At 65.3% G+C, this 14,105-nt stretch carries 14 protein-coding genes; 10 read left to right on the plus strand and 4 right to left on the minus strand.

Annotated features, from left to right (window positions below; all coding sequences use genetic code 11):
- Positions 1-147: 147 nt before the first annotated feature.
- From IC762_RS00605 to IC762_RS00615, 3 genes are read left to right on the plus strand one after another with little or no spacing between them, the layout of a single operon-like run.
- Positions 148-840, plus strand: coding sequence for a glutathione S-transferase family protein (locus tag IC762_RS00605; RefSeq protein WP_195786741.1), 693 nt, complete (start codon positions 148-150; stop codon positions 838-840).
- Positions 789-1,979, plus strand: coding sequence for a tRNA epoxyqueuosine(34) reductase QueG (queG, locus tag IC762_RS00610; protein ID WP_195786742.1), 1,191 nt, complete (start codon positions 789-791; stop codon positions 1,977-1,979). Before IC762_RS00605 ends, queG begins: the two co-directional genes overlap by 52 nt.
- Positions 1,980-2,013: 34 nt before the next feature.
- Complete coding sequence (locus IC762_RS00615) at positions 2,014-2,811, plus strand: acyl-CoA thioesterase domain-containing protein (RefSeq protein ID WP_195786743.1); 798 nt, start codon at positions 2,014-2,016, stop codon at positions 2,809-2,811.
- A 46-nt stretch (positions 2,812-2,857) separates the two neighbouring features.
- On the opposite strand, the gene IC762_RS00620 is transcribed toward IC762_RS00615, so the two are convergent.
- Positions 2,858-3,325: a nuclear transport factor 2 family protein gene (locus IC762_RS00620; protein WP_195786744.1), complete on the minus strand. Its 468-nt coding sequence runs from the start codon at positions 3,323-3,325 to the stop codon at positions 2,858-2,860.
- 131 nt (positions 3,326-3,456) lie between these two features.
- Positions 3,457-4,266 carry an alpha/beta hydrolase gene (locus tag IC762_RS00625; protein ID WP_195786745.1) on the minus strand — a complete coding sequence of 270 codons (810 nt, stop codon included), beginning with the start codon at positions 4,264-4,266 and terminating at the stop codon, positions 3,457-3,459.
- Positions 4,267-4,493: 227 nt separating this feature from the next.
- Between IC762_RS00625 and infC the strand changes: the two genes are divergently transcribed.
- The 3 genes from infC to rplT all read left to right on the plus strand — a co-directional run bounded on the left by infC (position 4,494) and on the right by rplT (position 5,981).
- Positions 4,494-5,033, plus strand: coding sequence for a translation initiation factor IF-3 (gene infC, locus IC762_RS00630; protein WP_195789946.1), 540 nt, complete (start codon positions 4,494-4,496; stop codon positions 5,031-5,033).
- Between the two features lie 314 nt (positions 5,034-5,347).
- The gene (gene rpmI / locus IC762_RS00635; protein WP_008539890.1) at positions 5,348-5,548 is read left to right on the plus strand and encodes a 50S ribosomal protein L35; all 201 of its coding nucleotides are present in this window, start codon (positions 5,348-5,350) and stop codon (positions 5,546-5,548) included.
- A 73-nt stretch (positions 5,549-5,621) separates the two neighbouring features.
- Entirely contained in the window at positions 5,622-5,981 is a 360-nt protein-coding gene (rplT, locus tag IC762_RS00640; RefSeq protein WP_195786746.1) for a 50S ribosomal protein L20, read from the plus strand.
- An 11-nt stretch (positions 5,982-5,992) separates the two neighbouring features.
- On the opposite strand, the gene IC762_RS00645 is transcribed toward rplT, so the two are convergent.
- Entirely contained in the window at positions 5,993-6,436 is a 444-nt protein-coding gene (locus IC762_RS00645) for a hypothetical protein (protein ID WP_246801384.1), read from the minus strand.
- A gap of 121 nt (positions 6,437-6,557) precedes the next feature.
- Here IC762_RS00645 and pheS point away from each other — a divergent pair, with 121 nt between their 5' ends.
- The 4 genes from pheS (at position 6,558) to IC762_RS00665 (ending at position 12,328) form a co-directional block, all read left to right on the plus strand.
- On the plus strand, positions 6,558-7,640 hold the full coding sequence (gene pheS, locus IC762_RS00650; protein WP_195786747.1) for a phenylalanine--tRNA ligase subunit alpha: 1,083 nt from the start codon (positions 6,558-6,560) through the stop codon (positions 7,638-7,640).
- A gap of 283 nt (positions 7,641-7,923) precedes the next feature.
- Entirely contained in the window at positions 7,924-10,332 is a 2,409-nt protein-coding gene (gene pheT, locus IC762_RS00655; RefSeq protein ID WP_195786748.1) for a phenylalanine--tRNA ligase subunit beta, read from the plus strand.
- 235 nt (positions 10,333-10,567) lie between these two features.
- Positions 10,568-11,344, plus strand: a complete 777-nt coding sequence (locus IC762_RS00660) for a sulfite exporter TauE/SafE family protein (protein ID WP_195786749.1) — start codon at positions 10,568-10,570, stop codon at positions 11,342-11,344.
- A gap of 39 nt (positions 11,345-11,383) precedes the next feature.
- Positions 11,384-12,328 (plus strand): MBL fold metallo-hydrolase, encoded by a 945-nt coding sequence (locus IC762_RS00665; protein ID WP_195786750.1) that lies wholly within the window; start codon positions 11,384-11,386, stop codon positions 12,326-12,328.
- Positions 12,329-12,616: 288 nt separating this feature from the next.
- Here IC762_RS00665 and IC762_RS00670 read toward each other — a convergent pair whose 3' ends face one another.
- Positions 12,617-14,023 carry a flavin monoamine oxidase family protein gene (locus tag IC762_RS00670; protein WP_195786751.1) on the minus strand — a complete coding sequence of 469 codons (1,407 nt, stop codon included), beginning with the start codon at positions 14,021-14,023 and terminating at the stop codon, positions 12,617-12,619.
- Between the last annotated feature and the right edge of the window lie 82 nt (positions 14,024-14,105).

The following is a 14,105-nucleotide window of genomic DNA, read 5'->3' on the forward strand; positions in this document are numbered from 1 at the left end:
ATAGCTACCGGTTCGCGTGCTGACGCGACATACAGACCAATCGAGGCTGGTTCGGCCAAGTCGCGGGTTCAAGTCACGGGTTCAGGTCACAGGCCCAGGCCGCAAAGGTTGATGGTTTCTTAAGCGCCGCTGACTACCAAGGGTTTCATGTATACGCTGTATCATCATCCGTTCTGTCCGCATTCGCGATTCATCCGGCTCGTGCTTGGCGAGTACGGCCTCGATCTTCGCCTTGTGGAGGAGCGGGTCTGGGAGCGGCGCGAGGCGTTTTTGGCGCTCAATCCGGCGGCCAACACGCCGGTGCTGATCGCGGAAGGATTTCCGCCCGTTCCGGGCGCACCGGTGATCGCCGAATATGTCGACGAGGCGCATGGGGTTGATGCCGGCGAACGTCGGCTGCTGCCGACCTCGATGGCGGAGCGCGTCGAGGTGCGGCGGCTGATGGCCTGGTTCAACGAAAAATTCTTCGAGGAAGCGTCGAACCCGCTGGTGACCGAGCGGATCTACAAGCGCTTCATGAGCGAGGACAATGGCGGTGGACCGCCGGCCCCCGACATCATGCGCGCCGCCAAGGTCAATGTGCGCTATCATCTGACCTATATCGGCTGGCTGGCGAAGACGCGGAACTATCTCGCCGGCGACCGGCTGACCTATGCGGATCTCGCCGCCGCGGCGCATCTCTCGGCGATCGACTATCTGGGCGACGTGCCATGGAGCGAGGACGACGCGGCAAAGGCGTGGTACGCGCGGGTGAAATCCCGCCCGTCGTTCCGCCCGCTGCTCAGCGAATGGCTGGCGGGGGTGCCGGCGTCGCGGACCTATGTGGACCTCGACTTCTGAACCCGGCAGTTAGGCTCTCGCCCGCTGATCTGAAGGCTGCGCTGACGCGCGAGGCACGTGCGCTCGGGTTTGACGCGATCGGCGTCACCGCTCCGGATGCGATCGCACAGGCCGGAAAATACTTCCTCGAATTCCTCGACGGTGGCGGCCATGGCGAGATGGACTGGCTCGCCAACAGTCCGGAACGCCGCACCGATCCGCGCGCGCTGTGGGGCGGTGTTCGCTCGATCATCATGCTCGGCGTCAATTACGGGCCCGACGACAATCCGCTGGAGATTCTTGCGCGCCGGTCGCATGGCGCGATCTCGGTCTATGCGCAGGGCGACGACTATCACGACGTCATCAAGAAGCGGCTGAAGATCCTGGCGCGCTGGCTCGCCGCTGAGAGCGGCGACGATGTGAAAGTATTCGTCGACACCGCGGCCGTGATGGAGAAGCCGCTCGCGCAGGCCGCCGGCATCGGCTGGCAGGGCAAGCACACCAACCTCGTCTCGCGCGCATTCGGCTCATGGCTGTTTCTCGGCGCGATCTATTCCGCGACCGAGCTGCCGCGCGATGGCGCCGAAGCCGATCATTGCGGCAGCTGCCGCGCCTGCCAGGACGTCTGCCCGACGGCGGCATTCCCCGCGCCCTACAAGCTCGATGCGCGGCGCTGCATCTCGTATCTGACGATCGAGAACAAGGGCCCGATCCCGCACGAATTCCGCAAGAGCATCGGCAATCGCATCTATGGCTGCGATGATTGCCTCGCCGTGTGTCCGTGGAACAAGTTCGCGCAAGAGGGCCGCGAGCAGAAGCTCGCCGCACGCGATGCATTGCGCGCGCCTGCGCTCGCCGATCTCGCGCGGCTCGACGATGCCGCCTTCCGCACGCTGTTTGCGAAGTCGCCGGTCAAGCGCATCGGCCGTAACAATTTCATCCGCAATGTGCTGATCGCGATCGGCAACTCCGGCGACGCGCGTCTTGCTGCCGAAGCACGCCGACTGCTCGACGATGCGAACCCGGTGGTGCGGGGTGCGGCGGTGTGGGCGTTGTCGCAGCTGATCGCGCGCGAAGAGCTCGCCGTGCTCGCGTCACGGGCCGGCGGCGAACCTGACGTCACCGTCCAGCAGGAGTGGCGCGCGGCCGCCGCCCCTTGATTTCATCGCGCCGTTCCCGTCATGGTCGCGCGCCATGACAAACCAGCCTTTCTTCACCCGGCACGGCGACGGCTTCATGCCGACGGCTGTCGCCAACGGTCCCTGGAGCCCGGAATCGATGCACGGCCGCGTCGTGATCGGCCTGCTCGGCTTCGTCATCGAGGAGCGCCACGGCTCCGACGATTTCGTGCCGGCGCGGCTGACCGTCGACATGTTCCGGCTGCCCAACATCACGACGCCGGTCGAGGTGACGACCAAGCTCGTGCGCGACGGCCTACGCATCAAGGTGGTCGAGGCCGAATTCCTGTCCGGCGGCACCAGCATGGCGCGCGCCTCGTGCCAATTATTGCGCAAGACGGAAAACGCGCCGGGCAATGTCTGGTCGCCGCCGAACTGGAAGGTGCCGGCGCCCGCGGACATTCCGAAGCCGACCGATCCGAAGCTCGGCATGAACGGCAAATGGGAGACGCGCCCCATTGCAGGCCACATGGGTTCGCTCGGGGAGCGCCGGCTCTGGATGAGCGAGGTGCGCGAGCTGGTCGAAGGCGTCACGATGACGCCGTTCGTCCATGTCGCGACCGGTGCGGATTTCGCCAGCCCCTTTGCCAATGCCGGCGACCGGGGGCTCGGTTACATCAACAGCGACGTCACGATCTATCTGCATCGTTTGCCGGTGTCGAACTGGGTCGGCTTCGAGGTCGTCAACCACCACGCCACCGACGGCATCGCGATCGGCGAATGCTGGCTCTATGACGAGCAGGGTCCGATCGGCACCTCGACGGTCGCAGCGCTGGCGCAGCGCAAGCCGATGGCCAATCCGCCGCCGCCGTAATTGTCGTCATTCCGGGGCGCGCGGAGCGCGAGCCCGGAATGACGAGCTAGGCCAAATGCCGCTTCATCTCCGGCCGCGCCCGCAACTCGGCGCCCTGCTTGCCGACGATCTTGGCGATCCGCTCCGACGCAAAATTCAGATCGACGAACGCCGGCGCGGTGTTGGCGACCTCGTGATACTCCGTGACCTTGCCGTCGCGCAGCCGCATGATCGCAACACCTTCGAACATCGCACGGGCGCCCTTCGCCTCCGGCAATGTCGAGCGATAGCTGAACGTGTAGCGCGCGTAGAGCGTCTCGCCGTTCGAGACGGGATCGTGCATGTCCCAGCGGAAGTCGGTCGCCGTGCGGTAGAACCAGTCGTCGATCATCTCGGCGATTCTCGCATGGCCCTTGAACGCGCCGTAGAACACATCGTGGTAGACGCCGTCCTCGGTGAACAGGTCGGCAAAGGCGTTGCCGTTGCGCTGCTCGACCGCGTCGCAGAACGCGCGCAGCATTGTTGTCGTTTCCATCGGCACGTCTCCCAGCGCGTGTGGCCCATCCTTCGAGGCTCGCTTCGCGAGCGCCTCAGGATGACGTCTTTCCGTAGCCGTCACCCTGAGGTGGCTGCTTCTTCAGCGGCCCTCGAAGGGCGGCGGCGTGGCTAAATCTCCGCCACCGCGGCGATGATGCGCGCGATGTCCTGCGGGCGCGAGAGGCGGTGGTCGCCGTCCTGGATCATGGTTAGCACCACATCCTCGGCCGGCAGCCGGTGCACCAGCGCGAACGCGTGTTTCCACGGCACGTCGGGGTCCTGCGCTCCCTGCAGGATGCGCACCGGGCAGCCGACATCGATCTTGCTGCCGAGCAAGAGATGATTGCGGCCCTCCTCGATCAGCTGACGAGTGATCGGATAGGGCGAGCCGTCGCCGTACTCCGACGGCCGCAGCCAGATGCCTTTGGTTTCGATCTCGGCGCGGATCTCGGGCGGAAATCCCTTCCACATCAGCTCTTCGGTGAAATCGGGCGCCGGAGCGATCAGCACCAGGCCGGCGAGCGAAGCGCTGCCGCGGCGCTTCGCAATCTCGCGCGCCAGGAGCAGCGCCATCCAGCCGCCCATCGAGGAGCCGATCACCACCTGCGGGCCGCTGCAAAACTGCGAAAACACCGCGACGCTCTCCTCGAGCCAGCGGCCGATCGTGCCATCGGCGAATTCGCCGCCGGATTCGCCATGGCCGGAATAATCGAACCGCACCGAGCTGCGGCCGTGCGCGGCGGCCCAGTCGTCGAGCGCGATCGCCTTGGTGCCCTTCATGTCGGACTTGAAGCCGCCGAGCCAGAAGATGCCCGGCGCGCCACTTGCGCCGCCAGGACCACCGCCCGAGCGAGCGCGCACCGCGATCCGGCGGCGGCCCTCGCCCTCGCCGACCTCGATGAAGGCGGGTTCCTGCCCGGCTGCGGCGGTTTGGCTCATGGTTCGGTCACTCGCGTGTCAGAGATCTGGTTTTCGATCGTCTGATGGCATCGGTCAACGGCGCGCGTCCCGCCTTGCGGACCACGCAGCCCTGTCCTATGTGCCGGGCGTGGCTAAAATGCCTCGCATTTGACGGTTTTGCCGCATAGAAAGCGAGTTCGCTTGCCCCTAGCAGCGTCTTGCTTCAAAATAACCGCCTTCCCTTTCACAACTTTGGAGAGATACCCATTCGCCGTCCCAACAGAGCCCCGCCCACAGTCGCCAAGGATGGGCCGCGCACCAATGACGAGATTCGCAACGCACAGATTCAGCTGATCGATGCGGAGGGTGCCAACAGAGGCACCGTCGAAACCATGTTGGCCATCAAGATGGCCATGGAAGCCGGCATGGACCTCGTCGAGATTTCGCCGAACGTCAGTCCTCCGGTCTGCAAGATCATGGACTACGGCAAATACAAATATTCCGCGCAGAAGAAGGCCGCCGAAGCGCGCAAGAAGCAGAAGGTCGTCGAGATCAAGGAGATCAAGCTCCGCCCGATGATCGACGATCACGACTATGACGTGAAGATGCGCGCCATGCAGCGCTTCTTCGAGGAAGGCGACAAGGTCAAGATCACCTTGCGCTACCGCGGTCGTGAGATGGCGCACCAGGAGATCGGCACCAAGCTGCTGGACAAGGTGAAGGCCGACGTCGCCGAGTACGCCAAGGTCGAGCAGGACGCGCGATTCGAAGGCCGCCAGGTCGTCATGGTGCTGGCGCCGCGCTGAGGTTCGATTAGTCGCTTTGCCTGAAGGAACGGCCCGTCAGACCACCTGACGGGCTATTTCTTTTTCGTAGCCGGATTACGCTTCGCTCCATCCGGGCTACGGGCCCAAATCCCCGCTTCCAGCGTTGCAAAACGGCCAATCCTCTGTCATAAGCCCGGCTTCGCCGCCCGGCTGATCAAGGGCTGCCGAGGCGACGTCTGGTGCAGGTTCTCTCCAATTCGGGAAAAACCTCAGCACTTCCAACGCTCTAACGAGCATTTTAGCCGACCGAACGCCTCTTTGGGCGATATTCGCGTTGGTCATAGGAGAGCCAAATGCCCAAGTTGAAGACCAAATCGGGCGCTAAAAAGCGCTTCAAGGTGACGGCCACTGGCAAAGTCATGCACGCCCAGCGGGGCAAGCGCCACGGCATGATCAAGCGGACCAAGAAGCAGATCCGTCAGCTCCGCGGCACCCGCGTGCTGTTCAAGACCGACGGCGACAACGTCAAGAAGTACTTCTTGCCGAACGCCTGATCGCACACCGCTTGAACCCTCGTCGCTTACGCGGCGTTCCGTCACCACTTCATAGATCTCAAGGATTTCAGTCATGTCTCGCGTCAAACGCGGTGTGACCGCTCACGCCAAGCACAAGAAAGTCTACAAGGCCGCCAAGGGCTATTACGGCCGCCGCAAGAACACGATCCGCACTGCCAAGCAGGCGGTCGAAAAGGCCGGCCAGTACGCCTTCCGCGACCGCAAGCGCAAGAAGCGCACCTTCCGCGCGCTCTGGATCCAGCGCATCAACGCCGCGGTTCGTCCGTTCGGCATGACCTACAGCGTGTTCATCAACGGCCTGTCGAAGTCGGGCATCGTCGTCGACCGCAAGGTGCTGTCGGATCTCGCGATTGCCGAACCGGCGGCGTTCCAGGCCATCGCCGAGAAGGCCAAGGCCGCGCTGGCGGCCTGAGCCCTGGGCGATCAGCGGGCCTTCGGGCTCGCTTTCAGCGAATCTTGCGAATAGCGCTGCGACAGCTCTGCCCGGCAGAATGCCGTGAACGAGCGGTACATCGTGCCGCTCTGATTGGCGTATTTGGCGTCACAGCGCGCGAGCCCGGCCGCATAGGCCTTCTTCTGCGTTGCCCCGAGGCCGGACAGGAAGTCCGCCTCGCATTTCTTCTCGACGGCGGCGCCCAGCAGAACGTCGCCGCTCGCGCCGAATTCGCAATCCTTGAAGACCTTCATCGCGGCCGAGCATCCGCTCGTCGCGTTGATGGCCGCGATGATCTCGTCCTGCGTCATCGACGTGTCCATGCAGACCGCCGCGAGTGCGGGACCGCCACCAAGCAACAGAATGACGGCCAGCCCGGTCGCCGGGAGACCAAAGCGCATCGCGCCCTCCTCGATCGAATGCATCTTGGTCATGCCCTCGCATGAGGGGGTTCGACCCAGCCCGTCATCCGCCCGAAATGACCGGCTTTTTGCTTGACGTTATAGGCTTCGGGCGGCGACAACCCAGCCAAATTTTGGCGCCAGGGAAATGACCGTGTCCGACCTCGCAACGCTCGAAACATCCATCCTCGACCAGATCGCCGCCGCTTCCGACGAGGCCGCCCTCGAGGCGGTCCGCGTCGCAGCCCTCGGCAAGAAGGGTTCGATCTCGGCACTGCTTGCGACCCTCGGCAAGATGTCGCCGGACGAGCGCAAGACCGAAGGCGCCAGGATCAACCTCGCCAAGGACGCGGTGACGCAGGCGCTCACCGCGCGGCGCGATGTGCTGAAGGCCGCCGCGCTCGATGCCCGCCTCGCCTCCGAGACCATCGACGTCACGCTGCCGCTGCGCGCCACGCCGGCCGAGACCGGCCGCATCCATCCGCTGAGCCAGACCTGGGACGAACTCACCACGATCTTCGCCGATATGGGATTTGCGGTCGCCGAAGGTCCCGACATCGAGACCGACGACTACAACTTCACCAAGCTGAACTTCCCGGTCGGCCATCCCGCCCGCGAGATGCACGACACCTTCTTCTTCAACCCGAAGGAGGACGGCTCGCGCATGCTGTTGCGCACCCACACCTCGCCGGTGCAGGTGCGCACCATGCTGAGCCAGAAGCCGCCGATCCGCGTGATCTGCCCCGGCCGCACCTACCGTATCGATTCCGATGCGACGCACACGCCGCAGTTCCATCAGGTCGAGGGCCTCGTCATCGACAAGGGTTCGCATCTCGGCCACCTCAAATGGATCCTGCACGAGTTCTGCAAGGCGTTCTTCGAGGTCGACCACATCAACATGCGCTTCCGTCCCTCGTTCTTCCCGTTCACCGAGCCGTCGCTCGAGGTCGACATCCAGTGCCGCCGCGACAAGGGCGAGATCCGCTTCGGTGAGGGCGAGGACTGGATGGAGATCCTCGGCTGCGGCATGGTGCACCCGAACGTGCTGCGCGCCTGCGGCATCGATCCCGACGTCTACCAGGGCTTCGCCTGGGGCATGGGCATCGACCGCATCGCGATGCTGAAATACGGCATCGCCGACCTGCGCCAGCTGTTCGAGAACGACATCCGCTGGCTCAATCACTACGGCTTCAAGCCGCTGGATACCCCGACCATCGCGGGAGGGTTGAGCTCGTGAGCGAGCCGCTCAACCACACTTGCACGGGGACTCCATCCGTTCCCTCCCCCCTTGCGGGGGAGGGTCAGGGAGAGGGGTGGCCGCGGGCGCTGAACCCGGTCACCAACCCGCACATCTCCGCGAGTCCTTCTTGCCTAAATGTCGCTGACGCACCGCGCAACGCGGCATCGTTCCGCGCAAGCGGCGTACCCCTCTCCCCAACCCTCCCCCGCAAGGGGGGAGGGAGCCCGGCCGCCTGCGCAAGCGGCATAGAGAACAACACCAAAATCCGAGGCATGCAGCCATGAAGTTCACCCTCTCCTGGCTGAAGGAACATCTCGAGACCGACGAGCCGCTGAACAGGCTCGCCGACAAGCTCACCATGATCGGGCTCGAGGTCGAGAGCATCGAGGACAAGGCGAAGCTGCTGGCGCCGTTCACCATTGCGCGGGTAATCTCGGCCGAGCAGCATCCGAATGCCGATCGGCTGCACGTCTGCATGGTCGACACCGGCGATGGCGGGGCGCCGGTGCAGGTGGTGTGCGGCGCGCCGAATGCGCGGGCCGGGCTGGTCAGCGTGTTCTCTCCGCCCGGCACCTACATCCCCGGCAAGGACATCACGCTCGGCGTCGGCACCATCCGCGGCGTCGAGAGCCGCGGCATGCTGTGCTCGGCCGCCGAATTGCAGATCTCCGAGGATCACGACGGCATCATGGAGCTGCCGGCCGATGCGCCTGTCGGCAAGGGTTATGCCGCATGGGCCAAGCTCGGCGATCCCGTGATCGAGATCAATCTGACGCCGAACCGGCAGGACTGCACCGGCGTGCATGGCATCGCGCGCGATCTCTCCGCCGCCGACATGGGCAAGTTCAAGGACCCCGGCATCAAGCAGATCAAGGGCGAATTCCCCTGCCCGGTGCAGGTGACGGTGGAAGACCCGACACTCTGCCCCGGCTTCGCGCTGCGGCTGGTGCGCGGGGTGAAGAACGGGCCGTCGCCGGAATGGTTGCAGCAACGTCTCACCTCGATCGGGCTGCGTCCGATCAACGCGCTGGTCGACATCACCAACTTCATGACCTACGACCGCGCCCGTCCGCTGCACGTGTTCGACGCCAAGAAGGTGAAGGGCAACCTCACCGTCCGTCGCGCCAAGGATGGCGAGAGCCTGCTCGCGCTCGACGGCCGCACCTATACGCTCGACGGCAATATCTGCGTGATCGCGGACGAGCACGGCGTCGAATCGCTCGCCGGCATCATGGGCGGCGAGGCCTCGGGCTGCGACGAGAACACCACCGACGTGCTGATCGAGTCCGCGCTGTGGAATGAGATCAACATCGCGCAGACCGGCCGCAAGCTCGGCATCAATTCCGATGCGCGGTATCGCTTCGAGCGCGGCGTCGATCCGGCCTTCATGGTGCCCGGGCTCGAGCTTGCGACGAAGATGGTGCTCGATCTCTGCGGCGGCACGGCGTCCGAGAACGTCGTGGTCGGAAAGCAGTTCGGCGAGGATCGCGTGATCGATTTTCCGCTGACCGAGGTCAAGCGACTGGCCGGCATCGAGGTGCCGCTGGTCGAGGCCAAGCTGATCCTCTCCCGGCTCGGCTTCATGCTGGCCGGTAACGGCCCGGTGGTGAAGATCGCGATCCCATCCTGGCGCACCGACGTCGAGGGCAAGGCCGACATCGTCGAAGAGATCGTGCGCATGGTCGGCGTCGACAAGGTGCCGATGACGCCGTTCGACCGCGGCGAGGAGCCGCGCAAGCCGGTACTGACGCCGATGCAGCAGCGCACCCGCCGCGCCAAGCGCGCGCTGGCCGCGCGCGGCATGGTGGAAGCCGTGACCTACTCGTTCATCACCAATGACGCGGCAAAGCTGTTCGGCGGCGGCCAGGCCGAGCTGGTGCTGGCGAACCCGATCGCAGCCGACCTCTCCGACATGCGGCCGAGCCTGCTGCCCGGCCTCGTCGCCACCGCGCAGGCCAACATCAACCGCGGCACGTCCGATCTCGCGCTGTTCGAGGTCGGCCAGGTGTTCCGCGGCGATCGTCCGCAGGATCAGCTCGTCGCCGCCTCCGGCGTGCGCCATGGCTATGCCTCCTCGAACGGGCTTGGCCGGCACTGGACGGGATCGACGACCGCGGATGCGATGGATGCCAAGGCCGACGCCTTCGCCGTGCTGGCCGCAGCCGGCGCACCGATGCAGGCGCTCCAGATCGTGCCGGGCGGCCCGGCCTGGCTGCATCCCGGGCGTTCCGGCACCATCCAGATCGGCCCGCAGAACGTGCTCGGGTATTTTGGCGAGCTGCATCCGCGCACCGCCGAGGCGCTTCGCGTCGACGGTCCGATGATCGTGTTCGAAGTGATCCTCGAGCGCATCCCGGAAGCCAAGCAACGGGTGACCCGCGCCAAGCCGGTGCTGGAGCTCTCCGCCTTCCAGCCGGTGTCGCGCGACTTTGCCTTCATCGTCGACCGCAGCGTCAAGGCCGGCGACATCGTCCGCGCGGCGCAGAACGTCGACAAGAAGCTGATCACCGACGTGACCGTGTTCGATCTCTACGAAGGCAAGGGCATCGATCCCGACAAGAAATCGATCGCGATCGCCGTGGCGATCCAGCCGCGCGACAAGACGATGACCGACCAGGAGATCGACGCTATCGCCGCGAAGATCGTCGCCGAGGTGACGAAGAAGACCGGGGGCACGTTGCGGGGGTGATGGAATGGAGCACTACTGTCTCCGTCACCCTGAGAGAATGTGACTCAGTGGCCGTCCAACAGATCCAGTGTCGTCCCTGCGAAAGCAGGGACCTATAGCCACCGAAGGTTACTGTTGCGCGATGCTGGATCCACGAATCCCCTTCTTGCCATCCGCCGCGGAGTATGGGTCCCTGCTTTCGCAGGGACGACACTGAATCTGTTGCGCAGCCGCCGCATTACACATCTCCCTTCCCATGACCTCCCTCACCCTCATCCCCGCCGACATCTCGACCAGCATCGCGCTCGCGATCTGCGCGATCGCCTTTGTCTCCGGCACGGCGCGCGGCTTCTCCGGATTCGGCTCGGCGCTGATCTTCATGCCGCTGGCGAGCAGCGTTGCGGCGCCGCGGCTGGTGGCGGCGCTGCTGCTGATCATCGACTTCGTCGCGGCGACGCCGCTGCTGCCGAACGCCTGGACCCATGCCGACCGCAAGGCGACCGCGGTCATGGTCGCCGGCGCGCTGGTCGGCGTTCCCGTCGGCACCTATTTCCTCACCGTGCTGGAGCCCGTCACCACGCGCTGGATCATCTCCTGCTTCGTCGCCGCCCTGCTCGTGCTGCTGCTGTCGGGCTGGCGCTATCACGGCAAGGATCACGCCGCGCTGTCGGTCGGCGTCGGCGGCCTGTCCGGCTTCTGCAGCGGGCTCGCACAGACCGGCGGCCCGCCGATCGTGGCCTATTGGCTGGGGCGCCCGATCTCGTCGGTGATCTCGCGCGCCAACATCGTGCTGTTCTTCGGCGCCTCGGATTTCTTCTCGCTGGTCAGCTACTGGTTCACAGGATTGATCACGCTCGACTCGGCCAAGTTCGCGCTGATCGTCGGCCCGGTCTATGCCATCGGCGTCTGGTTCGGCGCCGCGCTGTTCGGCAAGGCGAGCGAAAGCGTCTTCCGCGCGATCTGCTATGCGCTGATCGCGGCCGCCGTCATCGTCGGCCTCCCCGCGCTTGATGGCGTCCTGCGCGGCGGCTAGGGTTCGCCCTCAATCCGCGAAGAATTTTGGGAGGGACCGATGATCGATCGCCGCAACGCTTTGAAACTGGCGCTCGGCGGCGCCGCGATGCTCGCGACACCGGCCGTGCTCGCACAAGCCACAAAGCCGCGGACCCGCATCGTGTTTCTCGGCACCAAGGGCGGCCCGCGTGTCGGCATCGGCGCGTCCAATCCCGCCAACCTCGTCGTGGTCAACGACATGCCATTCGTGATCGATTGCGGCATGGGCGTCGGCCGGCAACTGGTCAAGGCCGGCGTGCCGATCCCTTCGGTGAAATACATCTTCATCAGCCACCACCATTCCGATCACAATCTCGAATACGGCAATCTGTTCTACAACGCCTGGGCCGCCGGGCTTTCGACGCCGATCCATTCCTTCGGCCCCAAAGGCATCGAGGCGATGACGAAAGCCTATTGGGAGTTGAACAAGTTCGACGTCGAGACCAGGATCGCGGACGAAGGCCGCCCCGACCCGCGCAAGCTGCTGATCGCGAAAGACGTCACCGATGACGGCGTGGTGCTGAAGACACCAGACGTCACCGTCACCGCGTTCCGCACCCCGCATCCGCCCATAACAGACAACTTCGCCTACAAGTTCGAGACGCCCGACGGGGTCATCGTGTTCTCCAGCGACACCGCCTACAACCCGAAGCTCGCCGAGTTCGCCAAGGGCGCCGACGTGCTCGTGCACGAATGCCTCTATGTCCCCGCGGTCGACCGCCTGGTCGCCAAGACCAAGAACGGCGCGACGCTGAAAAAGCACCTGCTCGACAGCCACACCTCCACCGAAGACGTCGGCCGCATCGCCGCGGCCGCCGGCGTGAAGACGCTGGTGCTGAGCCATCTCGTCCCCGGCGATGATCCAGAAGTCACCGACGACGACTGGACGCGGGACGTGAAGAAGAATTTCTCCGGCCGCATCGTGGTGGCAAAGGACCTGATGGAGCTGAAACTGCCGGTGTGAGTGAGGAAACCAGCAGCGGCAGGGCTTCTCCCCGGGGGCGTACTGCCAAAATATGGAAAACAACCCCATGCAAAGGTGCCGGCGGCTGCCGGCGTGCGAATGCATGCCCTCGCGGTCGCAACACATTCGATGTCGTCCTGGCGAAAGCCTGGATCCATTACCCCAACTGTTAGCCGCTGCGCGACGCTGGGGCCACGATCCCGTCTACAACCCAACCCTGTGGTTATGGGTCCTGGCTTTCGCCAGGACGACGCCACTGATGCGGTAGCGTTCGGACCTATGCGGCGATCAATTCAACGGTCCCGCGGCATGAGACCGCCGCCGCCGTGGCTTGGTCGCTGGCACGGGTTCCGGCGCCGCCTCACGCAGGCCGCCGATCCGGCGCAGCGCGGCGTCGGCGGCGCGTTCGCCGCTGTCCCAGGCGCCGTCGACGGTGCCCCATAGCGTCTCATGGGTGGCTTCGCCGGCGAGATAGAGGCAGCCGATCGGCTCGCTCAAAACCCTGCGCGAGGCCTGCGCGCCGGGCACTGCGGCCGACATCGCGCCGAGAATATAGGGCTGCGCGTTCCAGCGCGTGGCGCTGGTCTTTTTCACGGCGCTGCCGGCTTCGCTGCCATAGAGCTTGGTCAGCCATTCGACCGCGAACGCCGACATCGCCTTTTCGCCCTGCGCCGACAGATCGCGGCCGAAAGAACCCGCGACGTCGATCGTGCACAGCGACGAGCCCGCGATGTTGCCATAGAACAGCGCGGTCCTGGTCGAATCGCTCTGCTCGATGATGACGTCGTCACGCGACAGGCCGAGCGGATTGCCGGGCATCTGCAGCGCGATGCGATCGTAGCTGCCGAGCGACAGTTTCGCAGCCGCATCGATCGCGCGCTTCGGGATCTCCGGTGCGAATTTGATGTTGCCGCTCACGAGCACATTGCTCGACATGGTGATGATGGCGGCGCGCGCGGTGATCTTGCCCGCTTGCGTCTCGACCACCACGTCGCGGTTGCTCCAGACGATGCGCTGCGCCGGCGTCGACAGCGCCAGCGGCAGCTGCTCGCCGAGCTTGGCGACCAGCGTGCCGAGCCCCTGGCGGCAGGCGATCGCGCTGTTGCGGTCCTGCGCGCGGACCTTGTCGACGGCGGAGACGTCCTTCAGGTCCTTGCCGCTGAAGCCGGCGCCAAGCAAAAATTCCGCAGCACCGGCCCAGTCGCCGAGATCCTTCGGCATCGCGGCGGCGCAGGCGATATCGGCCCGGCGCGAAGCGTCGTCGATGGCGCGGTTGGCACGCACCAGGGCTGCGAGAAACTCCTCGGTCTCGCCGGGGCGAGCATAGCGCCGGCCGATGCGGATCTTCTGGCCCGCAGGCGTCGTGACGATGTCGAGGCCGGCCGTGCGCGCCAACCGGATCATCGGATTGGTGTCGGGATTGTGCATCCAGCGCGCCCCGCGATCGAACGGCACCTCGAAACCGGTTGCATCGGTCTGGCAGCGTCCGCCGATCTGGCTGGATGCTTCCAGCACGATCACCTTGCGATTGGCGGCGGCGATCCGTCGCGCCGCAGCAATCCCCGCGGCACCGGCGCCGATCACGACGATGTCGGCCTCGCGCGGCAGCGGCGCGGCAAAGCCCCGGGCACCCATGGCAGGCAGCAGCGCGAGTCCAGCGGACGCCGACAGGAAATCGCGGCGGGTCACTGGCATGGCAAGTTGTTCGGCATGGTTTCCGGGGACTTGAAGAGAATGGGAACGCTTCGCGAACTGTGCCGCATCTCACCGACCGCAG

The organism is Bradyrhizobium genosp. L, assembly GCF_015624485.1.
Classification (GTDB): Bacteria; Pseudomonadota; Alphaproteobacteria; order Rhizobiales; family Xanthobacteraceae; genus Bradyrhizobium.

What these genes read in the sequence shown, in the direction of transcription:
- IC762_RS00605 (WP_195786741.1), top strand. Translation starts at nt 148, where the DNA reads ATGTATACGCTGTATCATCATCCGTTCTGTCCGCATTCGCGATTCATC.
- queG (WP_195786742.1), top strand. Translation starts at nt 789, where the DNA reads ATGGCTGGCGGGGGTGCCGGCGTCGCGGACCTATGTGGACCTCGACTT.
- IC762_RS00615 (WP_195786743.1), top strand. Translation starts at nt 2,014, where the DNA reads ATGACAAACCAGCCTTTCTTCACCCGGCACGGCGACGGCTTCATGCCG.
- IC762_RS00620 (WP_195786744.1), bottom strand. Translation starts at nt 3,325, where the DNA reads ATGGAAACGACAACAATGCTGCGCGCGTTCTGCGACGCGGTCGAGCAG.
- IC762_RS00625 (WP_195786745.1), bottom strand. Translation starts at nt 4,266, where the DNA reads ATGAGCCAAACCGCCGCAGCCGGGCAGGAACCCGCCTTCATCGAGGTC.
- rpmI (WP_008539890.1), top strand. Translation starts at nt 5,348, where the DNA reads ATGCCCAAGTTGAAGACCAAATCGGGCGCTAAAAAGCGCTTCAAGGTG.
- rplT (WP_195786746.1), top strand. Translation starts at nt 5,622, where the DNA reads ATGTCTCGCGTCAAACGCGGTGTGACCGCTCACGCCAAGCACAAGAAA.
- IC762_RS00645 (WP_246801384.1), bottom strand. Translation starts at nt 6,436, where the DNA reads ATGACCAAGATGCATTCGATCGAGGAGGGCGCGATGCGCTTTGGTCTC.
- pheT (WP_195786748.1), top strand. Translation starts at nt 7,924, where the DNA reads ATGAAGTTCACCCTCTCCTGGCTGAAGGAACATCTCGAGACCGACGAG.
- IC762_RS00660 (WP_195786749.1), top strand. Translation starts at nt 10,568, where the DNA reads ATGACCTCCCTCACCCTCATCCCCGCCGACATCTCGACCAGCATCGCG.
- IC762_RS00665 (WP_195786750.1), top strand. Translation starts at nt 11,384, where the DNA reads ATGATCGATCGCCGCAACGCTTTGAAACTGGCGCTCGGCGGCGCCGCG.
- IC762_RS00670 (WP_195786751.1), bottom strand. Translation starts at nt 14,023, where the DNA reads ATGCCAGTGACCCGCCGCGATTTCCTGTCGGCGTCCGCTGGACTCGCG.